This is a genomic window from Aeribacillus sp. SP014 (assembly GCF_054055575.1).
Genome location: NZ_JBSRXI010000001.1, coordinates 3,091,221 through 3,117,666, shown reverse-complemented (window position 1 = coordinate 3,117,666; position 26,446 = coordinate 3,091,221). Strand labels below are relative to the sequence as shown.

Annotated in this window: 23 protein-coding genes and 3 pseudogenes; 21 read left to right on the top strand and 5 right to left on the bottom strand. The window is 38.1% G+C overall.

The window, feature by feature from the left end; all coding sequences use genetic code 11:
* Window positions 1-78: 78 nt before the first annotated feature.
* Complete coding sequence (locus ACVIJU_RS15230) at window positions 79-402, top strand: hypothetical protein (protein WP_456687727.1); 324 nt, start codon at window positions 79-81, stop codon at window positions 400-402.
* A 1,441-nt stretch (window positions 403-1,843) separates the two neighbouring features.
* Here ACVIJU_RS15230 and rpsD read toward each other — a convergent pair.
* Window positions 1,844-2,446 (bottom strand): 30S ribosomal protein S4, encoded by a 603-nt coding sequence (gene rpsD, locus ACVIJU_RS15225; RefSeq protein WP_063387361.1) that lies wholly within the window; start codon window positions 2,444-2,446, stop codon window positions 1,844-1,846.
* A gap of 385 nt (window positions 2,447-2,831) precedes the next feature.
* Between rpsD and ACVIJU_RS15220 the strand changes: the two genes are divergently transcribed.
* Entirely contained in the window at window positions 2,832-4,637 is a 1,806-nt protein-coding gene (locus ACVIJU_RS15220; RefSeq protein ID WP_456687726.1) for a diguanylate cyclase domain-containing protein, read from the top strand.
* Between the two features lie 145 nt (window positions 4,638-4,782).
* Here the strand turns inward: ACVIJU_RS15220 and ACVIJU_RS15215 are convergent, their stop codons facing one another.
* Window positions 4,783-5,262 carry a GAF domain-containing protein gene (locus ACVIJU_RS15215; RefSeq protein WP_066247848.1) on the bottom strand — a complete coding sequence of 160 codons (480 nt, stop codon included), beginning with the start codon at window positions 5,260-5,262 and terminating at the stop codon, window positions 4,783-4,785.
* A gap of 124 nt (window positions 5,263-5,386) precedes the next feature.
* Between ACVIJU_RS15215 and refZ the strand changes: the two are divergent.
* A pseudogene (refZ, locus tag ACVIJU_RS15210) lies at window positions 5,387-6,024 on the top strand (forespore capture DNA-binding protein RefZ).
* Here the strand turns inward: refZ and hisJ are convergent.
* Complete coding sequence (gene hisJ, locus ACVIJU_RS15205; RefSeq protein ID WP_456687725.1) at window positions 6,021-6,818, bottom strand: histidinol-phosphatase HisJ; 798 nt, start codon at window positions 6,816-6,818, stop codon at window positions 6,021-6,023. The pseudogene refZ and the gene hisJ overlap by 4 nt on opposite strands.
* Window positions 6,819-7,004: 186 nt before the next feature.
* On the opposite strand from hisJ, the gene ezrA reads away from it, so the two are divergent.
* The 7 genes and pseudogenes from ezrA (at window position 7,005) to ACVIJU_RS15170 (ending at window position 13,696) form a co-directional block, all read left to right on the top strand.
* Window positions 7,005-8,705: a septation ring formation regulator EzrA gene (gene ezrA / locus ACVIJU_RS15200; protein ID WP_456687724.1), complete on the top strand. Its 1,701-nt coding sequence runs from the start codon at window positions 7,005-7,007 to the stop codon at window positions 8,703-8,705.
* A gap of 494 nt (window positions 8,706-9,199) precedes the next feature.
* A pseudogene (locus tag ACVIJU_RS15195) lies at window positions 9,200-10,098 on the top strand (aldo/keto reductase).
* Window positions 10,099-10,282: 184 nt separating this feature from the next.
* A complete protein-coding gene (locus tag ACVIJU_RS15190; protein ID WP_456687723.1) occupies window positions 10,283-10,519 on the top strand; it encodes a hypothetical protein in 237 nt (78 codons plus the stop codon).
* A gap of 236 nt (window positions 10,520-10,755) precedes the next feature.
* Window positions 10,756-10,844, top strand: a pseudogene (locus ACVIJU_RS15185) (ATP-binding cassette domain-containing protein); the annotation flags it as partial.
* A gap of 172 nt (window positions 10,845-11,016) precedes the next feature.
* Window positions 11,017-12,165: a cysteine desulfurase family protein gene (locus ACVIJU_RS15180; protein WP_429646377.1), complete on the top strand. Its 1,149-nt coding sequence runs from the start codon at window positions 11,017-11,019 to the stop codon at window positions 12,163-12,165.
* Between the two features lie 2 nt (window positions 12,166-12,167).
* Window positions 12,168-13,385: a tRNA uracil 4-sulfurtransferase ThiI gene (gene thiI, locus ACVIJU_RS15175; protein WP_456687722.1), complete on the top strand. Its 1,218-nt coding sequence runs from the start codon at window positions 12,168-12,170 to the stop codon at window positions 13,383-13,385.
* Between the two features lie 92 nt (window positions 13,386-13,477).
* Entirely contained in the window at window positions 13,478-13,696 is a 219-nt protein-coding gene (locus tag ACVIJU_RS15170) for an alpha/beta-type small acid-soluble spore protein (RefSeq protein ID WP_063387370.1), read from the top strand.
* Window positions 13,697-13,749: 53 nt separating this feature from the next.
* Here the strand turns inward: ACVIJU_RS15170 and ACVIJU_RS15165 are convergent, their stop codons facing one another.
* The gene (locus tag ACVIJU_RS15165; protein WP_094246343.1) at window positions 13,750-14,550 is read right to left on the bottom strand and encodes an NAD kinase; all 801 of its coding nucleotides are present in this window, start codon (window positions 14,548-14,550) and stop codon (window positions 13,750-13,752) included.
* A gap of 136 nt (window positions 14,551-14,686) precedes the next feature.
* Between ACVIJU_RS15165 and sppA the strand changes: the two genes are divergently transcribed.
* The 9 genes from sppA (at window position 14,687) to ACVIJU_RS15120 (ending at window position 23,341) form a co-directional block, all read left to right on the top strand.
* Window positions 14,687-15,688 (top strand): signal peptide peptidase SppA, encoded by a 1,002-nt coding sequence (gene sppA / locus ACVIJU_RS15160; protein ID WP_063387372.1) that lies wholly within the window; start codon window positions 14,687-14,689, stop codon window positions 15,686-15,688.
* A gap of 11 nt (window positions 15,689-15,699) precedes the next feature.
* Window positions 15,700-16,185 carry an RDD family protein gene (locus ACVIJU_RS15155; RefSeq protein WP_063387373.1) on the top strand — a complete coding sequence of 162 codons (486 nt, stop codon included), beginning with the start codon at window positions 15,700-15,702 and terminating at the stop codon, window positions 16,183-16,185.
* A 68-nt stretch (window positions 16,186-16,253) separates the two neighbouring features.
* A complete protein-coding gene (locus ACVIJU_RS15150; RefSeq protein WP_063387374.1) occupies window positions 16,254-16,958 on the top strand; it encodes a DUF2953 domain-containing protein in 705 nt (234 codons plus the stop codon).
* Window positions 16,955-17,422 (top strand): GerW family sporulation protein, encoded by a 468-nt coding sequence (gene ytfJ, locus ACVIJU_RS15145; RefSeq protein WP_066247839.1) that lies wholly within the window; start codon window positions 16,955-16,957, stop codon window positions 17,420-17,422. Before ACVIJU_RS15150 ends, ytfJ begins: the two co-directional genes overlap by 4 nt.
* Before the next feature lie 101 nt (window positions 17,423-17,523).
* Window positions 17,524-18,024, top strand: a complete 501-nt coding sequence (gene tpx / locus ACVIJU_RS15140) for a thiol peroxidase (protein ID WP_063387376.1) — start codon at window positions 17,524-17,526, stop codon at window positions 18,022-18,024.
* A gap of 90 nt (window positions 18,025-18,114) precedes the next feature.
* On the top strand, window positions 18,115-19,104 hold the full coding sequence (locus ACVIJU_RS15135; protein ID WP_144597838.1) for a class I SAM-dependent methyltransferase: 990 nt from the start codon (window positions 18,115-18,117) through the stop codon (window positions 19,102-19,104).
* A 365-nt stretch (window positions 19,105-19,469) separates the two neighbouring features.
* Window positions 19,470-20,660 carry an acetate kinase gene (locus ACVIJU_RS15130; protein WP_063387378.1) on the top strand — a complete coding sequence of 397 codons (1,191 nt, stop codon included), beginning with the start codon at window positions 19,470-19,472 and terminating at the stop codon, window positions 20,658-20,660.
* A 326-nt stretch (window positions 20,661-20,986) separates the two neighbouring features.
* Entirely contained in the window at window positions 20,987-22,444 is a 1,458-nt protein-coding gene (locus ACVIJU_RS15125; protein WP_456687721.1) for an alkaline phosphatase family protein, read from the top strand.
* Between the two features lie 75 nt (window positions 22,445-22,519).
* Window positions 22,520-23,341 carry an EcsC family protein gene (locus ACVIJU_RS15120; protein ID WP_117017226.1) on the top strand — a complete coding sequence of 274 codons (822 nt, stop codon included), beginning with the start codon at window positions 22,520-22,522 and terminating at the stop codon, window positions 23,339-23,341.
* A 12-nt stretch (window positions 23,342-23,353) separates the two neighbouring features.
* Here the strand turns inward: ACVIJU_RS15120 and ACVIJU_RS15115 are convergent, their stop codons facing one another.
* Window positions 23,354-23,650: a hypothetical protein gene (locus ACVIJU_RS15115; RefSeq protein WP_375338757.1), complete on the bottom strand. Its 297-nt coding sequence runs from the start codon at window positions 23,648-23,650 to the stop codon at window positions 23,354-23,356.
* Window positions 23,651-23,822: 172 nt separating this feature from the next.
* Here ACVIJU_RS15115 and ACVIJU_RS15110 point away from each other — a divergent pair, with 172 nt between their 5' ends.
* Together ACVIJU_RS15110 and argH are read left to right on the top strand one after the other, a co-directional pair.
* Window positions 23,823-25,028, top strand: a complete 1,206-nt coding sequence (locus ACVIJU_RS15110) for an argininosuccinate synthase (RefSeq protein WP_063387384.1) — start codon at window positions 23,823-23,825, stop codon at window positions 25,026-25,028.
* Window positions 25,025-26,395, top strand: coding sequence for an argininosuccinate lyase (argH, locus tag ACVIJU_RS15105; protein WP_063387385.1), 1,371 nt, complete (start codon window positions 25,025-25,027; stop codon window positions 26,393-26,395). The genes ACVIJU_RS15110 and argH overlap by 4 nt, the downstream gene beginning before the upstream one ends.
* The last annotated feature ends 51 nt before the right edge of the window (window positions 26,396-26,446 follow it).

Here is a 26,446-nt window from a genome sequence, read left to right as displayed (position 1 = left end):
TCCCCAAGGAATTTGGAGCCGTGGAGACGGGATATAAGGATGTAATCCATAATAAAGGAATCAAGGAGAACGATAACAATGAAAATTAGTGAATTGGCTGTTTACGAGCCATATTATATTTCAATTTTTTTAGTCTTACTTGGATTAGGATATTGGATGATAATTGCGTTAGTTGTTTCTAAATTTCGTTTTACTATATTCGGTAAATTATTTTTGGCAATATCCATTGTGATCTATCTCTTGGTCGGAGCTTATATGGTAGGAACAGGATATTATATCGATGAGGAGGCACCTGATGCGCTTGTTTTTCATAAATTTGGCTTTTTGGAATTAATCATCCTGTCCTATGCGTACATTTTTTTAGGACTTGCAGTAGGGTTTGGGAAAAGGAAAGACAATTGAATGTTAAATCTTGGATTTTTTAATATTCCACTTGTTTTTTCATAACACGGTTATGCAAAAAAGATTGGCCAAATTTTATGGTCAATCTTTTCATTTGTCTATTCAAATACTTTTGTTGAAGAGGAAGATCTTATCGTTTTATTTTCTCTCCGCTCTTATTTCTTTTTTTAAGAAACCAGAACAGGACTGTAAGTGAAAATAATAAAATTGGTATATATCCAACTAACCGCCATGCGTTTAACGCACCGAGAAAATAATATGCAACTGGTAAAAATGTTACAGTACTAATAAGCATAAACAGCCAAGAACGATGGAGTAAACCAATTATAAATGTAAGTATTGAAATAACAAATGAAGTTCTCCATAAGAATATAATCAAATTAAAATCATCCAATATATCGTCCCCCCCCTGCGTGAAATACTGTAATATTTAAAGAAACTAGGAGCTGTCCAAAAGGTCAGGGTTAACTGACTTTTTCGAGCCCCTTCATTTTAGGGACTTATCGGGCAGACCATTTTTTCTATCTTTTTATATCCTTCAGAAGTCTTATGAAGGACTTTTCTTATGCTCCCTCTTTCTGAATTGGTTCTTCAAAAGTTTTTTATGACGGACATTCAGCACATATAATTGCTTCTTGTTGGGCTTCATTGCCTCTATGAAGGACATTTACAAATTTTATTCAATTATTTTTGTCCTTCACAGTAGTATTTCTCCCAAATCCTTCATTTTAGGGACTCATCAGGCAGCCCCTTTAAAAAATTGATTTCTTACTCATCATCAACTTTTAATTTTAAATTTGAGTAAAGAACTAAATTCCTACCTCAAGTTTTGCTTCGTCATCCGATGTATCAGCATCTATTTCATTAGAAGATCGTTAATCGATATTATTTCACCAGCTGTGAAAGCATTCGTTATTGGGATTTTACAAATAAATCTAATAGAATATTGCCATATATAAATATTCTTCATTATGCACTCAATTCCTTTTTTTGTTTTAAGAAGTGAGTCTTCAAGCTTTTTTCTGCAACGATATGGCATGCAGGCACAAAACTAAACAATTTAAATTCAATAGAGCAAATGTCCCGTGTATTTTATGTGAGTAAAAAGAATTAGTTAAAAATAGGGAAAATTTTAAGTTATAAAAACGTTTTACTATGCACATACATTTTATGAATCGTGATAGATCTGAATTTACTGATACGATTTCAAGGATTTCCACAGGTTCTAAATCTCATTTTGGTACTTTCGTGTATATAAAAATAATTCAGCATCTGTCCGCATTTTTATAAAAAGTAGCTCCAAAAGCTGCCCCACTTGCCCCAAAATAATACATTATGATCAAATTGTGATCAAACCTAAATTGAAACAAAAAAACCCTGAAATCCTTTCTTCTCAAGGGTTTCAGGGTTTTTAAATACTGAATTATACAATCTAATTTTATTAACGAGAGTAGAACTCGACGATGAGCGATTCGTTAATTTCCGCAGGCAATTCAGAGCGTTCAGGCAGACGAGTGTATGTTCCTTCAAGCTTTTCCGGATCAAATGTTAAATATTCAGGAACAAAGTTGTTTAATTCAACCGCTTCTTTAATGATTTGAAGGTTGCGGGATTTTTCACGGACAGAAATCGTTTGGCCTGGTTTTACTTGGTAAGACGGAATGTCCACGCGGCTTCCATCCACTAAAATATGGCCGTGGTTAACCAATTGGCGTGCTTGACGGCGAGTGCGAGCCAAGCCAAGACGATAAACAATGTTATCTAAACGAGACTCTAAAAGGATCATGAAGTTTTCACCGTGAATACCCGGCATTTTGCCCGCCTTTACGAAAGTATTGCGGAATTGACGTTCGTTAACTCCGTACATATGGCGAAGCTTTTGTTTTTCTTGCAATTGTAAGCCGTATTCAGAAAGTTTTTTCCGTTGGCCTGGACCATGCTGACCAGGTGCATACGGGCGTTTTTCAAGCTCTTTGCCTGTGCCGCTCAAAGAAATGCCTAAACGGCGGGAAATTTTCCATGTAGGACCTGTATAACGAGACATATTGCTCCTCCTTTTGTATTTTCGATTGTAAAATACAAACAGACTGATTCTCTCAATTATGCACATTTTGTTTTCATGTACCTTCGCTCCAGCAGCAGAGAGTTACACGGTACACCTCAGATTTGAGGAACAAAATGAAATCATAATTGTCGAATCCTTAGGCTGCTATATTTTACACAACGATCATTATATGATTTTAAATGAGCGGTGTCAAGATTATTTCCTTTGCTGTCAGCGAAAAGGAATATTTAATCCGACGAACTTCACACATTTATTTCTATTTTTTGTGAAAAAAATACCAATTATTTCACAAAAAAAATTGTGCTTCATGTTATAATACTATTAAAGTAATAAGGTCTATTTTCCCGGTTATAGGTGGTGGAGTATGGATTGGGATCATTTTGAAAACTTATTTTTCCGATTACTTATGAATGATTCGGACAGACAGCATTTCGATGAATTTATTAATGAAATGTTTGCAATTTTAATCAAAGCATTTAATCTTCAAAATGTGTCGATTTGGAAAGAGATCGGTTCGAATCTTTTTTTATGCCAATACTCGAGCAATGACGATGTAAAAGGTGCTTCGAAATCATTTAACTTCAAAGACGATGAACAATTTGTAGTTTACAAAGAAAAAGGACGATTGTTTTTGCAGTATTCGGCAGAATCCTCTCCAAAAATGCTGTTGGAATTCAGAGGAGGCCGTGTACTTCACAAACTTTCTAATCAACAACTAGAAAAAATTTCTAAAATATGTTTTGCCATGTTTTTTCACGGAAAAAAATTATATTTGCAAAAAACGCTTAAAGAAAAATATTATCAATTGTTTTTATTAACTGATGAACTTTATTCCATTATGAAAGAAGAAGAAGTGTTAAACAAGCTTTATAACACTTTGAGGCAAATGTATCCCGACCTATTATGCCATTTCATTTTGCCAATGGATTATTCATTAGGACATGAAATTCCTGTGAAAAATTTGGAGCAGGAAATAGATCAGTATGAGGAAGCTATGACAGCCTTTTTGAAAGGCGATATGTTCGTAAGAAGCTCGTCAAACGGGCTCTATATTTATGTCCCGATTGCAGGAAGACAGGGTGTTTATGGTTTAATTGATGTACATATCCCACTTCATATTGAACAAATCGATGACGTAATCGATATGATCGAAAAAGTGGCAAAGGCCGGCGGCAAAGCGCTGGAAAATGCCAAGCTGTATGAACAGTCGAAGCAGCATGTAAACGATTTGCAGCTCATTAATGATACGGCTCGAAAAATTAATAAAAACTTGCGGATTTCAGATACGATGAAATACATGGTTAAAAGAATGCTACGTTCATTTTCTGCAGATGAGGCCGCTTTTTTTATTTTTGATGAAAATAAAAAATGGAACATGCTTTCAGAAAGTACATCGTTTTTCCATTCAGATGAATCGAAGGCTTACGTTGATTGGGTTGCACAAAATATATTGGAGCAAAATAGTGTATTCACTGGCGATATTTCCAATTCCATTCTCGGGGAAGCCGTTTATAAATCAATAATGGCTGTTCCGATGATCGACAGTGAAAAAATCATCGGATTTGCTGTTGTGCTGCGTAAAGAACCGTATTCCTTCACGTTTGATATGTACAAATTAATGGAATCGCTTGTGTCTCATTCTACACTCGCCTTTACGAACTCCATGCTTCGGGAAAAGCTGGAATTGCTCGTGATCACAGATCCGCTTACAAATCTTTTTAATCGAAAATATTTTGACGAGGTTGTTCATCAATCGTTTAAAGAAGACCAAAGAGGCACATTAATTTTAATAGACGTAGACAATTTTAAACAAATCAATGATACGTATGGCCACCAAGTAGGCGATAAAGTGCTTATTCAAATTGCTAAAACTATAAGGAACAACATACGGGAGGAAGATGTAGGAGCTAGATGGGGCGGAGAAGAGCTGGCCATTTATCTTCCTAAAGTGGGTTTAAAAATCGGATGTGAAGTGGCAAACAGAATTGTTTCAGCTGTGCGGAAATCAACGAAACCGCCTGTAACAGTTTCATGCGGTGTTTCCTGTTGGGATGCAGCCCATAAAAATGATTCGCCTGCCCTTCTTTTTAAAAGAGCAGATGATGCCTTGTATCAGGCAAAGCGCAATGGAAAAAATCAAGTATCGGTTTTAGACCAAGAAAGAGCATAAAGGGTTCCTAGGTATTGCTCTGATTTGTTAAAATCGTTTGACAGATCGTAACTAGGGACCCTTTTTTATATCATTTGAAAGGGTTCAAAAGTTGAATGCTCATTTCCACTTGTTCACGACTTCCGGCGTTTGAAAAACAAGGCTATTAAAGGTATTCTGTAAGAATATTCGTGAATTTTTCTAAATATCTTTGGTCTATTTCATCAAATCGGTTTTTAATCGGGCTGTCAATATCTAAAACACCGATTACCTCATCGTTCTTAATAAGCGGGACAACGATTTCCGATTGTGATCGCGCGTCGCAGGCGATGTGTCCAGGGAACTCATTTACATCAGCCACTCTCACCGTTCTTTTTTCGAAAGCAGCCGTTCCGCATACACCTTTGCCAATAGGAATTCGAACGCATGCCGGCAGCCCTTGAAATGGCCCGAGAACAAGCTCATCTCCGTCTTTTACATAAAAACCAACCCAATTGATTTCTGACAAAAATTGATTCAACAAGGCGGATGCATTAGCTAAATTCGCTATGACATTTTTTTCCCCTTCAATCAATGCTGTAAGCTGTTTTAACACAAGCTCATAATTTTCTTCTTTTGTTCCATTATAGCTTTCGACGACAAACATGGAAATTCCTCACTTTCTTTTTCAAAATGACAAGTAAGTACGAACTTTGTCGAGAAATTATAGCAGGAAAATATCGTTGCGGGTAGAAAACTTCTAACAGCCATCAACAAAAGGAGTGATCCACTTGCAAACGAAAACGAACACTGTTACGAAAGAAAATATCGTTGATGCAGCAATTTTCCTTTTTAATACAAAAGGTTACACCGGAACATCGGTTAGGGAAATTGCCAAACGGGCCAATGCAAATATCGCCCATATTTCTTACTATTTTAAAGGAAAAAACGGATTATTGGAACATTTAGTGTCCAAGTTTTATGAAGGTTATTTAGACGTAATCGATCAATGCTATCAAAAATGTACAGAATCTCCAAAACTCTCTCTCTTATGGCAATCGTTGAAGAACTTCTCCGCTATCAATATGAAAACCGCCGACTTGCCCGTTTTGTCCACCGAGAAGTAACGCTTGATTCGACTCTCATTCGCCAGGTAATGATGACTTATTTAGCGAAAGAAAAATATTATTTGCTTAACCTGTTTGAACGAGGGATGCGATCGAACCAATTTAAACAAGTAGACATTCCCCATTTTTTAGTACAATTCAAAAGCTTAATAAATATGCCGTTTTTACAGCCTCAATACATGTATGAAGTTTTGCATATTAATCCGTACGAAGAATATTTTGTCAAGCAATATAGTAAACAGCTGGTTTCATGGCTGGAACAAATACTTTTTCAGAAAAACGAAAAACAATCAAATGACTAAACCATTTTTTCAAAAAGAGAAAAATCGCTGCCTACATCCTTCGCGCTATGGGCATCAGAACCATAAACGAGAGGGATGCTTTGTTTTTTTGCCGCTTGTATAATATCCTCTGGCGGGTAAATTTCTCCGCAAAAGGCTTTTCGTAAACCGGAAGTGTTGACGTCCAGTTCCATCCCCCTTTTGTTCATTTCAGCAAAAATCTGTTCAATATAAGGCTTTTCATCAAATGTGGCTTGGAAAAGCTTTTGAAATTTGCGTATTAGCGTAATATGTCCAAGCCGCTTCGGCTTATACTTTCCAAGATCTGAAACAACCCCTTTTAATACTGTCGCATAATATAATTCGTATAAATGATTGATGCCGCCTGAAAGCTCCGCCATTTTTTGAAACGTATGTTCATCAAAATCTACACAATAATATTGTCCATTTAATTTTAAAAAATGTACGGACAAAATGCTGTCATCAAGAAAAGGACCGTATTTGTCCAAATATTGCGCTGTTTCTCTTTCAAAACCGTTAATATAGTCTACTTCTAAACCGATATGAATATCGATATCGCGTTTATATTGTTTTTTTAAGTCTAGCAAAATAGACAAGTAGCGGTCGATATCACTGAAGGGCATTGCGCTGTCCTTATCGGGAGTTGGATCAACAAACCCTTCCGGCAATGGAGCATGTTCTGTAAAGGTTATAGCAGAAAATCCTTTTTTTATGGCAGTTTCAATATACAATTCAAATGAATCGTCCGTACCGTGGGGACAAAAAGGGGTGTGAACATGTCCATCTTTTTTCATAGAAATCACCTCAAGTTTGTCGAGATTTATGTGAAAAAATTAAAAATTTTGCTCAAAAAATGTCGTTATCATGGTATCATAAATACATTGAGAACACATTATTTTCTTTTGAAAGTTTTTTCGACAACGTCGTTTAAAATATATATATACCCTTTAAGAAAGTGAAACGGACCGAGGGGGCTCATAATGGAAGTTGTGATCGTATTAATTTTATTGATTTTCCTTCTATTTGGAATCGGTTATGGATTTCGAAAAAATATTTATAAAGAAGTAGACCGTCTTGAAGCTTGGAAAATAGACATTATGAATCAGTCCATAACAGATGAACTGTCCAAAGTAAAAGAATTAATAATGAGTGGAGAAACAGAAGAATTGTTTGAACGCTGGCGAAAAGATTGGGATGATATCGTCACTAGCAGGCTTCCGAAGGTGGAAGAGCTTCTGTTTGAAGCGGAGGAATATGCTGAAAAATACCGCTTTAAAAAGTCAAAAGAAGTTTTATTACATATTGAATCGGTTTTAAAAGAAATAGAAGAACAAATAGCCGGCATTGTTCAGCACATTAACGATCTTGTTGCAACAGAAAGCAGTAATAAGACAGAAGGTGAAGCAGTCAAACAACAGCTAAAAGAGTTGAAAAAAACACTGCTCTCCCATCGCCATACATTTGGAACTGCGTATGAACGGCTGGAAAAAGAGTTATATGAAATGTTACATACAATGGAAAAATTTGATGAGGAAATGAACTCAGGAAATTACGTAACGGCGAAGGAAATTTTGGATGAACAAAAACAGAAGCTTGAAGCACTCCAATTAAAAGTAGAGGAGATTCCAAAGCTTTTAACTGAATGTCAAATGATTGTGCCGAACGAGATTTCCGAATTGAAAGAAGGGTATAAAAAACTGCTCGAGGATGGCTATAAGCTTGAGCATTTGGAAGTGGAAAAAGAAATTTCGCATATTGAGGAAAAAATGCAGGGCTTGAAAAAGAAGCTAAGTGAAGCAGAGACAGAAGACGTGAAAATGGGTCTTGATTCCATAAAAGAAACGATTGATAACATTTACGAAATGCTTGAGAAGGAAGTGTATGCGAGCCAATATGTAAGACAAGAAGCGGAAAAAACCGGGGAAAAGCTGCAATCTTTATTAGAGGAAAAAAATGATTTAAAAGAACAAGTCAGTCTTGTACAGCAGAGCTACCAGCTGTCAAATGATGATGTCGACAAGCTAAAAGAGTTGGATAAACTGATGAACCAACTGAAAAATCATTACAAGCATATTTTGGCAAGCATAGAGAACTCCAATATTGCGTATTCCGTTTTACAGGAGGAACTGGAAAGTTTTAATAAGCAAATTGATCAAGCAAAGGAAAAATACAACGAATGGCATTCGATGCTTCAGGCATTGAGAAAGGATGAATTAAACGCGCGCGACAAATTAGCAGAACTAAAGCGAATGATGGCTGAGATTAAACGGGCGATTCGAAAAAACAACATTCCCGGCCTTCCGGAAAGCTTCGTGGAGCAATTACAAACTGCTCAGCAATCGTTTGAAAAGGTCAGCAATGCGCTTGAAGAAATTCCGCTCGATATGGATCGAGTCCAAACGTATTTAAACGATGCTGTGAGCATCATCGAACAATTAAAAGAAAACACAGATGAGATCATTGCCCAAGTTTGTTTAGTCGAAAGATTAATACAATACGGTAATCGATACCGCAGCACGTATTCGGGCCTTGATAAAAAATTAAAAGAAGCTGAACAGTTGTTCAGAAATTATGAATACAGCAAATCTTTGGAGCAAGCGGCTGCTGCCATAGAGGAAATCGATTCGGAAGCGATGAAAAGAATACAGAAGCTTGTTGAAAATGAATTGAAAGATCTATGATTTATGCCTGTCTTCGTTTGAAAGACGGGCATTTTTATTGCCCATGCTCCCATATGGACTATAGTCAGTAAGCATTTTTATTTAACTATGAGGAGTTGAAGCAATAATGCTGTGCGAAATGTCGGTTTGGAGAGTATATTTTTTCACTTAACATGAGAAAACCTATAAGAAATTGAAACTCCACTCGTACAAACATGAGCAATTGCAGAGCTTGTTATCTATAAGATAATGAAATTCCACAGCCGGATGATTTTGTGAATCGTCCTTTCCTTATTTTTATTTGTCCCATCTAGGCGCTTGCCGCTGTGAAGGGCTTTTTTATTGTAATTCATTGCCACATTTGTTATAAAGGTGTAAAAGGGAAACAATAGCAATCAAACAAACACTAAAAACAAGTTTCGAAAGCACGTACATATTTTTGAAGTCGAAAAGGTATGAAAGCGGAATTTTATAGAATGGGAAATTCACAATATAACGGAAAGGGTCGAGAGTGGATGGGATTATTGGACAGTAATAAAATCATGGAAATAAGAAATCATGTTGAAAAACGAGTAGTGAAGCTGCCTGATGGCACGACTGTTCCATGTATAGGTCAAGGAACATGGTACATGGGAGATAAGCCACAGGAGGAAGCTAAAGAAATAAAAGCCTTACAACTTGGAATAGAATTGGGCATGAAAGTAATTGACACTGCTGAGATGTACGGAAATGGCGCTTCTGAACGCTTAGTCGGCGAAGCAATCAAAGGGCGCAGAGATGATGTGTTTTTAGTCTCTAAAGTGTATCCGCATAATGCAGGACTAGACAAGATTTCCGTTGCATGTGAAAACAGCTTAAAACGGCTGGGGACGGACTATTTAGATTTATATCTTTTACATTGGCGAGGCCGCATTCCTTTAGAAGAAACAATCGAAGGTATGGAAAAGCTGCGAAAAGAAGGAAAAATATTAAGATGGGGAGTCTCCAATTTTGACACAGACGATATGGAAGAGCTATGGAACACGCTCAACGGATCAAACTGTGCGACAAACCAAGTGTTATATCATATAGGTTCGAGAGGAATTGATTTTGATCTGCTGCCTTGGCACCGGGAACATCATATACCGATTATGGCGTACAGCCCCATGCCCAAGGAGGTACATTAAGAAAGCAGTTGTTGACGGATCCAACTGTTAATGAAATTGCCAAAAAATACAATGTAAAACCATTACAAATTGCACTTGCTTGGACGATACGCACGAATGATGTCATTGCTATTCCAAAAGCTGGGCAAGAGCAGCATGTGCTGGAGAATGCTGAAGCTGCTGCTATTGAATTAACCCAAGAAGACTTGAACCGACTTGATGAGGCATTTCCAAAACCTCGTAAAAAAGTGCCTTTGGATATCATTTAACATGTTGCTGAAGCAATATTCGGTAATACGCTGGAGTTGTCCAGAAAGTCAAGCTCCCATCGAAAACAAAAAATCATAAACACCGATATATCAAAGTTTCTAAAACATTAAAGGGGTCAATAACCCGAAAAAACGACTTATTAGACAGCCCCTTCATTAAAAGGAAATAGAAACGAAGGTCGTCATGAAAACTTTTTTTCAAGGATTGACGTTTCCCGAGTTAGCTCTGGCAGGCAAGGAGCAAGCAAAAAGGGCAGCTAAAGGACATGATGATGAACGGATTCAAGAAACGAATCATCAGCAGCTTAAACTATTGCACCTGCTGGCAGCTGTGGCAAGATTCCGGCAGTCTTTTCTTGAACAGCGTAACTTTTTGATCTATAGGCGTCTAATGAGCGGCTTATTTTTAGTTCTTCTTTGAAAAATAGAGCCGATGTCTCTTTTTATGGCATAATGAACAGCGGCAAAAATCAGCTTTTTCTCGTTTCTCTAAAGCAAAATGCTAGAGGGGTAACGAGTTTTTTTTATTTCTTTACGCTGTGTTCTAAAAGTGATTGATAGGAATGAGGAAGAGATTGATCTCAATTTTATTTGCGGTTCAAGAAATGGGGAACGACTGACGAAGAAAGGGGAAATCTTCCGTTTTGAGCGAGGTTAGTCGTGCTTGATGATGTCAGTTTTTAAGATTGAACGCGGGAAGTTTTACACGCTGCTTGGGATCGGCGGATGCGGGAAGACGACGATGATCGAAGATGACGTTGTTGAATTCACAAAAAAAGCGGCTTACGTGCGTGGACAAAGGCTTTCGTCTGAATGAGCCCGTCTATGTGATGATCTTTTCTTTTTCATTTCAATTTACTTATGTTAATATTGCATTGCAAAGTGTTAGAAAATATAATTCAAAGGGGTATACAACCGATGCTTTACTTGGATAATAGTGCAACTACAAAGCCTTACCCTGATGTACTTGATACGTACCGGCAAGTGGCGGAAAAGTTTTTCGGGAACCCATCATCTCTTCATCATTTGGGTGTTCAAGCGGAAAGACTTTTAACAAAAGCAAGAGAACAAGTAGCCGATTTGCTAGGTGTAAGCGGACAGGAAATCATATTTACGTCTGGAGCAACGGAAGGAAATAATTTGGCGATTAAAGGCGCGGCTTTTGCACAAAGACATAAAGGAAAGCATTTGATTACGACTGTAATTGAACACCCTTCTGTCAGCGAAGCATTTGAACAGCTTGAAAAAGAATTCGGGTTTGAAGTGACGTGGATTCCTGTAAATGAAAATGGCATTGTGTCTCCAACTGACATACAAAAGGCTGTACGTAACGATACAATCTTAGTGTCTGTTATGCATGTCAACAATGAAATCGGAGCGATTCAGCCAATTGAAGAGATTGGCGAAATACTTAAAAACTATCCGAACATCGTTTATCATGTCGATCACGTGCAAGGAGTCGGGAAGGTTCCTTTAAATATAAAAAAAGCGGGAATTGATTTATGTACAATATCTGGCCATAAATTTCATGCCCTAAACGGTACAGGAGTGTTGTACATTAGAAAAAATACACCAATTCTCACTCTTTTATCAGGGGGTGGCCAGGAAGCAAGCATTAGATCAGGCACCGAAAATTTAGCGGGCAACGTGTCCCTAGCGAAAGGTTTAAGGCTGGCATTCAACGACTATGAAGAGAAGATCGATCGTCTGATTAATACGAAAAACTATCTTATAAATGAGCTTGAAAAAATAGATGGCATTATTATCAACACACCAAAGGAATCTTCCGCCCCTCATATTATCAACTTTTCTGTACCTGGTATAAAAGCGGAAGTTTTAGTTCATATGCTTGAAGAGGAGAATATTTATGTCTCCACTACTTCAGCTTGTTCTTCAAGGAAAAAGGGAGAAAGCAAAGTATTGAAGGCGATGGGCAAAAAAAGCAGCATCACCGAAAGCGCCATCCGCATAAGCCTTTCAATTGGGCAGACGATCGATGATGTCAAGCCGTTGATTGACGTCCTGCCATCATCTATACAAAAATTAAAAAATATAATGGGGTTATAAACATGCAATATGATCATATTTTAGTCAGATATGGTGAAATGTCTTTAAAGGGAAAAAATCGCAAACATTTTATTAACCATTTGAAGAACAATATAAAACTTGCATTGTCTTCCTTTTCGTCTTTAGAGTATACAGCGAACAGAGATCGTCTTTTCATCAAATTAAATGGAGAAGACGGGGAAAAGGTAGCGGAAAAATTGCAAACAGTTTTTGGCATACAGTCCTTCAGTTTGGCAATCAGAACGAAAAGCGACATCGAAGCCATAAAGGACACGGCTTTACAGGCAATCAAGCAATTGTATAAAAACGGAGACACTTTTAAAGTGTCGGCCAAAAGAGCAGATAAATCGTTTCCGTTAACTTCAGACCAACTCAATTATGAAATTGGCCGGCATATACTTATTCATACTGACGGTTTGAAAGTAGATGTTCATCATCCGGACATAAACGTGCGCGTAGAAGTCCGTCCGCATGCCACATATATAATGTGCAAAGATTTTAAAGGGGCGGGAGGGCTTCCGGTTGGTTCAAGCGGAAAGGCGATGCTGATGCTTTCTGGAGGAATTGACAGCCCTGTCGCTGGGTATTTGTCAATGAAAAGAGGCTTGGAGATTGAAGCGATCCATTTCTTCAGCCCTCCTTATACGAATGAAAGAGCGAAGCAAAAGGTTATGGATCTCGTAGAAAAATTAACCGAATTTGGCGGCAAAATCGTGCTTCACATCGTTCCGTTTACAGAAATTCAAGTGACCATTCAGCAAAAAATATTAGAAAATTATACAATGACATCGACTAGAAGAATGATGTTAAAAATTGCCGATGAAATTCGGAAAAAACGAGGCGCCTTAGCCATTGTAACAGGCGAAAGTCTAGGGCAGGTAGCAAGCCAAACGCTTGAGAGCATGTATGCTATTAATGAAGTGACGACAACTCCTATACTGAGACCTTTAATTTCAATGGATAAAAATGAAATCATTGAAATTGCCGAAAAAATTGATACGTTTGAGATTTCAAACAGACCTTATGAAGACTGCTGTACTATTTTTACACCAGCTTCACCGAAAACGAAGCCGAAAAGGGAGAAAATATTAAAGCTTGAAAGCTATGTAGATTTTCAACCTCTCATTCAGAAGGCGATTGAGGAAACAGTAACAATTGAATTTCCAAGAAAACATGATATACAAGAAAAAATAGAAGAGGATTTTGAAAATTTACTATAATATTCCACAAGTTCAAAACAATTACCATTTCGTTTTATGCATGAAGCCATGTGTTTTTTCACATTCTATATCCACAAGGAGGTGAATGACACATGGCTCAAAACAGATCTAGCAACTCTAACCAAATTTTAGTTCCTGGTGCTGAACAAGCACTTGAGCAATTAAAAACTGAAATCGCATCAGAATTCGGTGTAAACTTAGGTCCTGATACTACATCCCGCGCGAACGGCTCCGTTGGAGGAGAAATTACAAAGCGGCTTGTATCTTTTGCTCAGCAGCAACTATCTGGCGGTGGCGGAACATTTCAATAAATGAATATTTTGGCTTTTGAGCGAAAAGGTGATCCTTTTCGCTCATTTTCATTTTATAAAAAGGTTCTTTTCACTTTATCCCAGAAAGAATTATCTTTTAATTTAACAGTTTTAATTTTTTTCTTTCCTAATTCAATATCCAGCTGGTTGACATGACGAATGCTTAGAGCTTCGTTGTCCATTCCGATAATCGGATAATCGTTGCCGTCCTGCACTACTTTTAACGTAAGCTTTCGATTTCCGCTTAAAATAAAAGAGGATCCTAACGTCCGATATAGATTATTGTTCAAAGATGCAAGTTCAGTTACTTGTAAACAGTCTATGAGCGGATCGACGACAGCTCCCTTCACAGATTTATTGTAGGCTGTGCTCCCTGTTGGAGTGGCAATAATCATTCCATCGCCTCGGAACGTTTCAAAATGCATATCATCAATAAATACATCCAGAACAAATGTTTTAATAATTGCTGATCTGACACTGCATTCATTTAAGCAGGAAATCTTTACTTCATGGTCGACGGTGACATCGATGGTTGGATATCTTCTTACCTCGACCTTTTCCAGCTGAAAAGCTTCAACTAATTTGTCTTTTTGATCTATATGGAAATCACAATAAAAACTGATATGCCCTTCAGTTGCGATGCCTATGTACAGACAGTCGTCGCGAAATTGCGTTTTTCTAACCGCTTGCAAAAATGTTCCGTCCCCTCCGATTGCTACGATAATGTTCGCATGTCTCCAATCTTCAACAGGACGAAAATCATACTGCTTCGCCAAGTCAATCAACGAAGCTATTTTCTGTTCAAGGTGATCGCTATGTTTGTAAAAGAAGTAGATATTTCGGCGTGGATCCATCAAAAAAACCTCCTCTTTTTGGAAGATTCTCCACAATTATATAAATAAATGTTAAAATACACTATGATATATAGTTTAACATTTTTATAATGGAACATGTCAAAAAAGGTGAAATTGAATCAAGGAGGTAAACATCTTGAGTGGAAAAAGGTGGGCTGCGTTAGGAATTGCCGCAGCATTATTTGTTTTTTCGATGATCATTAGCTTTACTTCTATGGCTGTTTCAAATGCAGAAAAATTGTCTGAGAATTTTTTTGAATCGCAGTTTTCCGAGGAAGTCCTTGAAGAAGGAATGCCGGATGAAAAAATTGCGGTGCTGGAAGTAAATGGAGTGATTCAAGATACGGGAGAAGATGTTACATCGATTTTTGCCAGTGAAGGCTACAATCATAAAGAATTTTTGAAATTGATTGAAAAGGCCGGCGAGGATAAAAGCGTAAAAGGAATAATTTTGCGAGTCAACTCTCCTGGCGGGGGAGTAGTGGAAAGTGCAGAAATTCATAAAAAACTAATGGAAGTTAAAGAAAAGGCGAAAAAGCCGATTTATGTTTCGATGGGAACCATGGCAGCTTCAGGAGGATATTATATTTCAACTCCTGCCGATAAAATTATTGCAGCACCGGATACGATGACAGGCTCGCTAGGGGTCATTATGCAAGGAATAAACTACAGTGAATTGGCAAAAAACTTTGGGGTGAAAGTAGAAACGATCAAAAGCGGTCCATATAAAGACATTTTTTCTTCAACAAGAGATATGACAAAAGAGGAAAGAGAAATTCTTCAAAAAATGGTGAATAACGCTTATGAAGGCTTTGTAGACGTAATCTCGCAAGGAAGAAAGATGGATGAAGGGGAAGTGCGGAAAATTGCCGATGGACGAATTTATGACGGCCGGCAGGCGAAGCAGCTCCATTTAGTTGACGAGCTAGGCTATTTTGATGATGCGGTGGAAATGATGAAAAAAGACTTAGACTTATCAGATCCATATGTATTCAAATATAAATCGAGCTTTGGATTTGAATCGTTCCTTTCCATGATGGCTGGGAAGGTGATCTCTAAAGATCTGGAAATGCAGGGACTATACAAATTGTTTTCACAACCGAATTCTCCCCGCCTGATGTATTTATATTCGGAGTAGGAGGTGCCAACATGGATGGAACATTTGAAGAAATAAATCAAATTGAACAAAAGCGTGAGGTTCAAACAGACATCTCTTATCACTTTGCGGGATTTTGGATGCGGTTTTGGGCATACTTGCTTGACCTCATTGTTGTTTCAAGCGTCATCCGAATTGTTGCCAATCCGCTTTTTTTACTGATCGGATTGGAAAAAAGCGATTTTATTTTTTCACCTTATCGAATTTTAAGCGCCTTGTTTTTCTTTTCCTACTTTATTCTTATGACGAAGTTTTTAGGACAAACGCTCGGGAAAATGGTTTTTGGCCTGCGTGTTATATCTTTAAAAAATGATAAGCTTACATGGACCGATGTTTTCTTCAGGGAATGGATCGGACGGTACATCTCCAAGGTTACGTGGATTGGATATTTGATCGTTGCTTTTACAAAAAAGAAACAAGGACTGCACGATTTATTCAGCGATACAACAGTTATTCATGATGAACGGTTTTCAAGATGACCTGCCGAAAAGGCAGGTTTATTTTTTTATAGAGAGGTGATAATGGTTCACTGAAAGGATGTGAAATTATGCCATTTTGGCTTGCAATAGTCTTTTTCCTATTTTTGATATTTGTGCTTCTTGTTGCAATGACAAAATTAACGATTGTACTTTCATATAAACACGATAAATATGACGATCGGTTAAGAGTGACATTTCTATTGTTTTTTGGCCTTATTCGCTACACAATCAAAATCCCTTTTATAAAACTGGATCAAGAAGGTCCAAATATTGTTTATAAACAAGAAAAAGAAACGAAACATTCAACTCAAAAATCGTCCGAAAAAGTGACTCCTGAAGAGCTGTTTGAGAAGCTGCAAAATTTTAAAGAAATATTGGAAAATGTTATCCATTTTTCCTTTATTATTCGGAAATTTTTGAAGAAGGTTCGGATTGTGAAATGGGAGTGGCGTACTGAAATCGGAACGGGAGAAGCTGCCTCAACAGGAATGTCGGCGGGTACACTATGGGGGATGAAAAGCTCTATTATTTATTTCGCTTCCCGATACTTTACATTAATAGGTTATCCAGTTGTTTCAATCTTTCCTAATTTCAACCGAATGGTTTTGAAAACGACATTTGTATGTATGATGCAATTCCGACTTGGGAATGCTATCATAGCAGGATTGCGTCTCGTAAAATGGTCGAGATCAAAAACAGCATTATGGCGAAACTTACCGTTTGCCAAGAAAAACAAGAAGAATGAACATAGTTTAGAGGAGGCAAAAGTATGAGCGATCATCCGATTCAAGGGTTAATGAAAACGGCAATGGAAAACTTGCAGCAAATGATCGATGTCAATACCATAATTGGCGATCCAGTTGAAACTCCTGATGGGAGTGTTATACTAACCGTTTCAAAAGTGGGATTCGGATTTGCGGCAGGTGGCAGTGAATTTTACGGACCGACAGGTGAAAAACATTCAAGCAGTCCTTATGGAAGCAGCACTACAGGTGAAAAAGGAAAACTTCCTTTCGGCGGAGGAAGCGGAGGCGGTGTATCGATTACGCCAATCGCATTTCTTATTGTTGGAACAAATGGAATCAAAATTCTTCATTTAGATGAAAATACCCATCTTTATGAAAAAATTTTAGATGCAACCCCTCAAACGGTAGAAAAAATTCAAGAACTGTTTCGAAAGAAAAAACATATACAAGACGATAACAATGAAAAAGAAAAAATTGATTTTGACATTTAAAGCTGCTTTGGCAGCTTTTTGAAATTTTCAAACACTTTTTCTTTGAAAAGTCTTCAAAAACAAGCTATAGTTAAACTATACATAGATTTGGAGGGGATAAAATGGCAAACGTAACATTTAAAGGAAATCCGGTAACTCTTTTAGGAAATGAAGTGAAGGTTGGAGATAAAGCGCCTGATTTCAAAGTGCTTGCGAATGATTTGTCGGAAGTTACTTTAGCTGATACAAAAGGGCAGGTCCGAATCATTTCTGTTGTTCCTTCGATCGATACTGGCGTATGTGATGCACAAACACGCCGCTTTAATGAAGAAGCTTCCAAGCTGGATAATGTTAAAATTTTAACAATCAGCATGGATCTTCCTTTTGCGCAAAAACGTTGGTGCGGTGCGAACGGAATTGAAAATGTACAATTGTTATCTGACCATCGCGACGCTTCTTTCGGACAGGCGTACGGAGTATTAATCAAAGAATTGCGTCTGCTTGCTCGCGCTGTTTTTGTTGTTGATTCAAACGATAATGTAACATATGTAGAATATGTCAGCGAGGCGACAAATCATCCAAACTATGAAGCGGCGATTGAAGCTGCAAAAGCAGCAAATTAAGGACCTGATGCAAGGTCCTTTTTTTCTTGCTTATAAAACAATGAAACGCTAAAATGAAAGGATGTGACGAGCTTAAAGGAGGAAGCCTTTATGCAAGGATTTTCAAATGTTGAAAAACTGTTTTCACTCATTAATGAGACGGCAGAAATCATTAAAAACGAAATGAATTGTACATACATTGAAGCGGTAGCGAATACAGGAGAAAACCTGTTTCACGGAACTGCAGTTCAAGATTCCATTAGCGAAATTACAAGTAAAAAACTGAACAATATATACCGGACGTTTCATTTGGATCACTACTCAAATGAAGAAATTCGGAGAGCTTTTCAGCTCGCTGTTTTAAAAGGATTAAAGGAAGATAATCAGCAAATCCACCAAATGACCCCTGACAGCGTTTGCATATTGCTCGGCTATCTTGTGCAAAAATTTTTTCAAGATGAAAAAAATTTAATGATTTTAGACCCTGCTGTAGGTTCGGGTAATTTACTCTCGGCTGTCTTAAACCAACTGGAAGCAAAGCAAGTTGAAAGCATTGGAATCGATATAAATGATTTGTTAGTTAAAATCGCTTATGTGAATGCAAATTTGCAGAAGCATTCTATTGACTTTTATAATCAGGATAGCTTAAAAAACCTTTTTATCGACCCTGTGGATGCGGTGGTGTGCGACCTGCCAGTCGGCTATTATCCCGATCATGACGTCGCAAAGCATTTTGAATTGAAGGCTGATGAAGGCCATTCTTACGCCCATCATCTTTTTATTGAGCAGAGCATCCGCTATACAAAAGAAGGCGGTTATTTGTTTTTCCTTATACCAAACCATCTTTTTGAGACGCCTGAAGCTCCAAAATTGAATCGATATTTAAAAGAAAATACAGTGATCCAAGGCCTGTTGCAGCTCCCGCGCTCCATGTTTAAATCGGAAAATAGTCGAAAAAGCATCTTTATTTTGCAAAAAAAGGGAGAAGGAATTGTACCGCCCAAACGGGTTATGCTTGTTGATCTACCGAAATTTTCGAATAAAAAAGCTCTTGCTTCGATTATGGATCAAATTGATGAGTGGCTCCGGACAAATAAATGAAAAGATGAAGACACTAAAAGGTGACAGCCATGTCGCCTTTTTTTTTAGGATTCGGTTTATTTCTTCTATTTTTCATAAAAACTAAACTAGAGAAAAGAAATCTTCGGTTTTAGCGAATAGTGGCTTTCCGTTTCATTTAGGAAGTGGATGGAAGCGCTTTTTATTTTTAGAAATTTTTGTATACAGATAAACATTTATTTTTCACTTGAAATGTTGCTTTATCAATGTTTAAATGTATAGAGCGATCATCTCTCTTTTTAAAATTAGACAAGTCTGGTGTTTCACATATTTTGCTAATTTCTATGTCACATGCAGGAATTTTTAAAAAAGTTTCATCAACAAAAAGAAGGAGAGAATGAAAATACATGCCTAAGATTTTAGCTGTAAATGCTGGAAGCTCTTCATTAAAGTTTAAATTGTTTGAAATGCCGAATGAAGAAGTTTTAACAAAAGGGGTAGTTGAAAGGATTGGTTTGGACCAATCATTTTTTAAGATATATGTTAACGGAGAAGAAAAGAAAGAAAGTTGTCAAATTACCGATTTTTCAATAGCGGTACAGCTTGTGCTAAATAAATTAACTGAATATGGAATTATCCGGACGTTAAATGATATTGACGGAATCGGTCATAGGGTTGTACATGGAGGAGAGATCTTCAGTGACTCAGCGCTTATTACGGATGGAACTTTAAAGAAAATTGAAGAACTCTCTCATTTGGCGCCTTTGCATAATCCAGTCAATGTGCTTGGCATTCGCGCCTTCCAAAAGGTGCTTCCGGACGTTCCAGCGGTAGCGGTGTTCGATACTGCCTTTCACCAATCGATGCCGGAACAATCTTACTTATACAGTTTGCCATATGATTATTATGAAAAATACGGAATTCGCAAATACGGCTTCCATGGAACGTCTCATAAATATGTAACGGAACGGGCAGCTCAATTGCTTGAAAGACCTTTAAAGCATTTGCGGCTTATTTCCTGCCATCTAGGAAATGGTGCCAGCATTGCAGCAGTTGAAGGCGGAAAATCAATCGATACATCGATGGGATTTACGCCTCTTGAAGGTGTTGCGATGGGAACTCGTTCCGGAAGTATTGATCCAGCGCTTATCCCATATATCATGGAAAAAACAGGTAAAACCGCTGATGAAGTTATTAATGTATTAAATAAAAAGAGCGGACTTTTAGGAATATCCGGTTTCTCAAGCGATTTGCGCGATATCGAAGATGCTGCAGCGAAGGGGAATGCTCGCGCCGAATTGGCATTGGCGGTTTTTGCTGACCGCATTCATAAATATATCGGATCTTATGCGGCGCGGATGTGCGGTGTGGATGCGATTATCTTTACCGCCGGCATTGGTGAAAACAGTGACGTTGTCCGCGAACGAGTGCTGCGGGGATTGGAATTTATGGGCGTTTATTGGGATCCTGCCTTAAACAAAGTACGTGGAAAAGAAGCGTTTATTAACTATCCACACTCACCAGTAAAAGTTCTAGTTATACCGACAAATGAAGAAGTGATGATTGCAAGAGATGTAATGAGAATAGCGAATTTATAAGGTTTTGCCGAGGGTTAACAGCAAAACCTGAACTCGTAACCAACGCAACCTTTTTTCATATTCCGAAATGGATATGAAAGGAGGTTGTTTTTTTTACCAATAAAAAGTGGAAATAATCTATTTATATGATGAACGATGCAGGGGAACTAAAATGATTCATTCCCTCCAACATTTCTTATTTCAAAAATAAAGTAGTGATGATTGAAGGGTGATGAGAATGATAATAGCGTTTAATATTGCTCCGGTTTAAAAAACCGGAGTTTTTTGCATGATTTTCACCTTCTAGACAAATTCTAATAGCAAATAAACGATGAGGATGGAACAAAATGGCTAAAAAAAATGTTATATTGTTGATTATCGATACTCTCATGCTCCCTTTTTTGAAAAAAGCAGTAGACAATAAAATGGCGCCGGCTTTCGCCTTTTTCATGAAGCATGGTACTGCTTCAGAAGTTATCAGTCCTTTTCCGACGATGTCCGTCAATGTGGAAAGCAGTCTGCTTACCGGTCATTACTCAGATGTGCATCACGTTCCAGGATTAGTCTGGTTTCATGATGAAGAAAAGCGTCTCATTAATTATGGAACAAATGCATCTGAGCTTTTACAGCTGGGGCTCGCAACTTCATTAAAGGATCCGCTGTACAATATAAATCATGAGCATTTAAACAAAAAGGCCGCAACCATTTTTGAAGAACTGAGCAAAAAGGGGAAAAATTCCGCGTCTATTAATGGACTTCTCTATCGAGGAAGTCAGGAAAAAGTAATGCAGCTTCCGTTTTTATTATCTTTGCTGCCTACTTTTCATAGAAGCCTTACTGTTAAGGGACCGGATTTGTTAACTTACGGCTCCTTCATTAAACAAAACCCATTTGCAAAGTATGGACACTTCTGGCAAAGATTTGGCTTTAATAATCGATTTTCTGCTCAGGAGCTTATTTATCTTATTAAAAATCATTCTTTGCCTCCTTTTACAATGGTCTATTTTCCTGATATGGATCAAATTATACATAAAAAAGGAGTTGAGGATCTGTCAGGAATCGTAAAAACAGATCGTGAATTGCAAAAAGTGTTAGACAGTTTTCATTCATGGGAGGAAGCGCTGAAGAACAATGTTTGGATCATTATGGGCGATAACGGTCAAGCGGTTGTCCGCCCGAGAAATCAAAATCCTCTGATCCATTTAGAAAAGCTACTCAGCCCATATCGTATTACCAAGCTGTCAAAAGGTGTACGGAAGGATGATGATCTCGTACTTGCGGTCAATCAACGCATGGCGTTCGTATATTTATTACAGCCGAACCATTCGCTTGAAGAAATTGCAAACATTTTGAAAACAGATGCACGCATCGATGTCATCGCTTGGCGGGAAGAAGAGGAAAAAATAAAAGTTGTTTCAGGGCGGCGGGAAGGAATGCTGATGTTTAAAAAAGGAGGTCAATGGGAAGATCCGTATGGAAGTATGTGGACTTTAAACGGAGACATTGAAGTGTTGGATATTTTCACGGAAGGAAGCCGAATTAAGTACGGGGAATATCCGGATGCGCTGGCAAGATTACATGCAGCCGCTTTGTCACATAAAGGACAATTTCTTATGATTAGCGCTTATCCTGGCTTTGAATTCAAGTACGGGTCATCTCCAGTGCATGTGGGCGGTGCGAGTCATGGCGGTTTACACCAGCATGACTCTTTAGCAGCAATCATCGTTTCAGGGACAGAGCGATTGCCGAAGTATAATCGGATGATAGATGTAAAGGATTGGATTTTATCAATGCTCGACTCTTAAGAGTTATATCAATTCCGTGATATAATATCATTGAATATTTGCGAGCATTTGTTTAAAAAGAAAGGCGGTGCATTTTTGGGGGCCATTTTGGAAGAAAGCTGGGAAAATCAAATGAAATGCTGGGAGGAAGAGTTGGAAAAATGTGCATGTAAATGCACGCTTCCATTTGACAAATGGCTGGAAACAAGATTGAATGACCTTCCTGAGCATATTCAAAAAGAAATGTTTGAGAAGGTCGATTACGTTTTGTTTCATATGCATTCGATTTTGCAAAGCTCGATCTTCTATTCAGAAACACGGAAGCGGATCCTCTCATTTGCACGTGTTATTTCCGATCAAGTTCAAACGATCACTGATTTAAAAAAGCTCCCTTTAGAAGAATGCTATCAATTGGCTGAGAAGGAAATGGCGAAGCAGCGGCTGTATTCCTTTATTCAAGGAGGAATCGCATCTTCCGGTGGTGTTTTTTCGCTAAGTGCAGATATTGTGCTGCAAATAATTTTTCATATGCGGGCTGTGCAAACATTATCTCTTGCGTATGGTTATGAAGTTTCGTCACCTTATGAAATGATGCTGTCTCTAAAGGTTTTTCACAGCTCTTTAATGCCGAAACATTTAAAATTTGAAGCGTGGAATCAACTAAAAGAGGAATTACAAAATGGAGATGATGCTTATTTTTATGAGCAGAACGAACCATTTGTCAACCATCAAACTGTAAACCAAATCTTAAAATGCATTGCCGTGCAAACATTCAAATATAAAACAATTCGGGGAAAACCGATTTTAAGCTTAATGATCGGAGGCGGCATTCGCTATCGTTCTATGAAAGTGGCCATTGAGTTTGCACATAAATTTTATCAATATAGACATCATTATGAAGGCATGAGCTTGAGATGAAAATATAATTTCTCAAGCTTTTGTTATATGCGGATCAATCCGGTACCAAAGCCATAAATCATTGATGATGGAAGCAATCTCACTGATTTCTTCATTTAGTCTGCACGAAAGCTCAAAATCCTCTTCGTCATTCAACTGCTCTTGCTTTTTATTTATTATCGCTTCTAAATGTTTAATGCGGTCAGGGATTTGTCCACGTATACATTCCCAATCCGATAAAATTTGCTGTTGAACCTCATTTGGATATTCCTCCCAATGCTTGCTGAATGCAGGAAGAGGAATCCCCAATCTTTCGTTATATTCAAACATTTCCATTCCTCCATTTTTTATTATGCAAATTATATCATAAACAAATAATGCTTTTTTAAAAAAACTATTGAAAAAAGTCAGCAAAACTGTTACATTTTTAATTAATGATTGCATTTTTATGAATAAAAAAGTATTTTTATTCATTTTGTATACATCGGAGAGGAGAATGAACATGTCAAAACCAAAAGTAGTATTGGCCTATTCTGGAGGTTTAGATACATCTGTCGCCATCAAGTGGCTGCAAGAAAAAGGATACGACGTCGTTGCCTGCTGTCTGGACGTTGGGGAAGGGAAGGATTTAGAGTTTATTAAAGAAAAAGCACTAAAAGTCGGTGCTGTACAATCTTATATTATAGATGCGAAAAAAGAGTTTGCGGAAGAATATGCGTTGATCGCCCTTCAGGCACACACCCTTTATGAAGGTAAATATCCTCTTGTTTCCGCTCTTTCAAGACCGCTCATTGCCAAAAAATTAGTGGAAATAGCGGAAAAGACCGGCGCTGTCGCAGTTGCTCACGGTTGTACCGGAAAAGGAAACGACCAAGTGCGCTTTGAAGTTTCCATAAAAGCGTTAAATCCTGAGCTGGAGGTTTTGGCACCTGTTCGGGAATGGAAATGGTCGCGTGAAGAGGAAATTGAATATGCGAAACAGCATGACATTCCAATTCCGATTGATCTGGACAGCCCATATTCCATCGATCAAAACTTATGGGGAAGAAGCAATGAATGCGGAGTTTTAGAAGATCCATGGGCTGCACCGCCTGAGGATGCTTATGAACTGACTTCTTCCATTGAAAATGCACCGGATGAAGCGGACATCATCGAAATTGAATTTGAACAAGGCGTACCGGTAGCAGTGAACGGTCAAAGAATGCAGTTAGATGAACTTATTTTGAAGCTGAATGCGCTCGCTGGAAAACATGGCGTCGGCAGAATCGATCATGTGGAAAACAGACTTGTCGGCATTAAATCGCGCGAAGTGTACGAATGCCCTGCGGCTATGACATTGATCAAAGCGCATAAAGAATTGGAAGATTTAACACAGGTTAAAGAAGTAGCGCATTTTAAACCGCTGATCGAACAAAAGCTTGCCGAGCTTATTTACAACGGTCTTTGGTTCTCTCCGCTGAAAAGCGCATTGGAAGCATTTTTGAAAGAAACTCAAAAATATGTAACAGGGACAGTGCGCGTAAAATTGTATAAAGGGCACGCAATTGTTGAAGGAAGAAAATCTCCGTACTCGCTTTATGATGAAAAGCTGGCCACCTACACGCAAGAAGATTCATTTGATCATGAAGCAGCAGTCGGCTTTATTAAACTGTTCGGCCTTCCAACAGCGGTGAACAGCATCGTGAAAAACAAGAAGGTGACAATATGAAAAAACTTTGGGGCGGCCGTTTTCAAAAGACGCCCGAAGCATGGGTCGACGAATTCAATGCGTCGATCACGTTTGACAAACAGCTCGTAGAGGAAGACATTCAAGGGAGCCTCGCCCATGTTAAAATGCTTGCCAAGTGCGGCATTTTAACAAAAGAGGAAGGAGAAGCGATTGAAAAAGGGCTGCACCGTCTTTTGGAAAAAGCAAAAAATGGGGAGCTTGAATACTCCGTTCAATATGAAGATATTCATTTAAACATTGAAAAAATGTTAATAGATGAAATCGGACCGATCGGTGGAAAGCTGCATACATCAAGAAGCCGCAACGACCAAGTGGCGACCGATATGCATCTATACTTAAAAAAACATGTTGAAGCCATTGTGGAACTGATCAGAGAATTGCAAAAAGCGCTTGTAAACAAAGCTGAACAGCATATTGAGACGATTTTGCCGGGATATACACATTTGCAGCGGGCGCAGCCGGTTTCATTCGCCCATCATTTATTGGCTTATTTTTGGATGCTTGAGCGTGACAAATCTAGATTTACAGAATCTTTGAAACGGATTAATATCAGTCCGCTTGGCGCTGCCGCATTAGCTGGGACAACCTTTCCGATTGACCGGAAATATACGGCTGAGCTTTTAGGCTTCGATGAAGTTTATTTAAACAGCCTGGATGCGGTGAGCGACAGGGATTTTATTGTTGAATTTATGAGCAACAGCTCGCTGTTGATGATTCATCTCTCAAGATTTTGCGAAGAATTAATTTTATGGTGCTCGCAGGAATTCCAGTTCGTTGAAATGGATGACGCTTATTCGACCGGCAGCAGCATCATGCCACAAAAGAAAAATCCGGATATGGCGGAATTAATTCGAGGGAAGAGCGGCCGCGTCGTCGGCAACCTCGTCGGTTTGCTGACGGTTTTAAAAGGTCTCCCTCTTGCCTATAACAAAGACCTGCAGGAAGATAAAGAGGGCATGTTCGATACTGTAAAAACAGTAGAGGGCTGTTTGCAAATTATGACGGGAATGATCGAAACGCTGAAAGTAAATAAAGAGCAGATGGAAAAATCGGTGAAGCAGGATTTTTCAAACGCTACTGAACTCGCTGACTATTTGGCGAAAAAAGGTCTTCCTTTCCGCGAAGCTCATGAAGTAGTCGGAAAACTTGTATATAAATGCATTCAAAAAGGAATCTATTTACTTGACTTGCCATTAGAAGAGTATAAGGAAGCATCCTCTCTGTTTGAAAATGATGTATATGAAGTTCTGAACCCATACGAAGCGGTCAACAAACGAAACAGCTTAGGTGGAACCGGATTTAAGGAAGTAAAGGAGCAAATCAATAAAGCAAAGGCGATTATATAAATCCAACTCCATTTGTTTTAATTGAATAAAGACATTAAATGAAAAATCAGT

Bases quoted from the DNA above. Each gene is read 5' to 3' on its own strand.
- ACVIJU_RS15230 (WP_456687727.1), top strand. From the start codon at position 79: ATGAAAATTAGTGAATTGGCTGTTTACGAGCCATATTATATTTCAATT.
- rpsD (WP_063387361.1), bottom strand. From the start codon at position 2,446: ATGTCTCGTTATACAGGTCCTACATGGAAAATTTCCCGCCGTTTAGGC.
- ACVIJU_RS15220 (WP_456687726.1), top strand. From the start codon at position 2,832: ATGGATTGGGATCATTTTGAAAACTTATTTTTCCGATTACTTATGAAT.
- ACVIJU_RS15215 (WP_066247848.1), bottom strand. From the start codon at position 5,262: ATGTTTGTCGTCGAAAGCTATAATGGAACAAAAGAAGAAAATTATGAG.
- hisJ (WP_456687725.1), bottom strand. From the start codon at position 6,818: ATGAAAAAAGATGGACATGTTCACACCCCTTTTTGTCCCCACGGTACG.
- ezrA (WP_456687724.1), top strand. From the start codon at position 7,005: ATGGAAGTTGTGATCGTATTAATTTTATTGATTTTCCTTCTATTTGGA.
- ACVIJU_RS15190 (WP_456687723.1), top strand. From the start codon at position 10,283: ATGAAAACTTTTTTTCAAGGATTGACGTTTCCCGAGTTAGCTCTGGCA.
- ACVIJU_RS15180 (WP_429646377.1), top strand. From the start codon at position 11,017: ATGCTTTACTTGGATAATAGTGCAACTACAAAGCCTTACCCTGATGTA.
- thiI (WP_456687722.1), top strand. From the start codon at position 12,168: ATGCAATATGATCATATTTTAGTCAGATATGGTGAAATGTCTTTAAAG.
- ACVIJU_RS15170 (WP_063387370.1), top strand. From the start codon at position 13,478: ATGGCTCAAAACAGATCTAGCAACTCTAACCAAATTTTAGTTCCTGGT.
- ACVIJU_RS15165 (WP_094246343.1), bottom strand. From the start codon at position 14,550: ATGGATCCACGCCGAAATATCTACTTCTTTTACAAACATAGCGATCAC.
- ACVIJU_RS15155 (WP_063387373.1), top strand. From the start codon at position 15,700: ATGGATGGAACATTTGAAGAAATAAATCAAATTGAACAAAAGCGTGAG.
- ACVIJU_RS15150 (WP_063387374.1), top strand. From the start codon at position 16,254: ATGCCATTTTGGCTTGCAATAGTCTTTTTCCTATTTTTGATATTTGTG.
- ytfJ (WP_066247839.1), top strand. From the start codon at position 16,955: ATGAGCGATCATCCGATTCAAGGGTTAATGAAAACGGCAATGGAAAAC.
- tpx (WP_063387376.1), top strand. From the start codon at position 17,524: ATGGCAAACGTAACATTTAAAGGAAATCCGGTAACTCTTTTAGGAAAT.
- ACVIJU_RS15135 (WP_144597838.1), top strand. From the start codon at position 18,115: ATGCAAGGATTTTCAAATGTTGAAAAACTGTTTTCACTCATTAATGAG.
- ACVIJU_RS15130 (WP_063387378.1), top strand. From the start codon at position 19,470: ATGCCTAAGATTTTAGCTGTAAATGCTGGAAGCTCTTCATTAAAGTTT.
- ACVIJU_RS15125 (WP_456687721.1), top strand. From the start codon at position 20,987: ATGGCTAAAAAAAATGTTATATTGTTGATTATCGATACTCTCATGCTC.
- ACVIJU_RS15115 (WP_375338757.1), bottom strand. From the start codon at position 23,650: ATGTTTGAATATAACGAAAGATTGGGGATTCCTCTTCCTGCATTCAGC.
- ACVIJU_RS15110 (WP_063387384.1), top strand. From the start codon at position 23,823: ATGTCAAAACCAAAAGTAGTATTGGCCTATTCTGGAGGTTTAGATACA.
- argH (WP_063387385.1), top strand. From the start codon at position 25,025: ATGAAAAAACTTTGGGGCGGCCGTTTTCAAAAGACGCCCGAAGCATGG.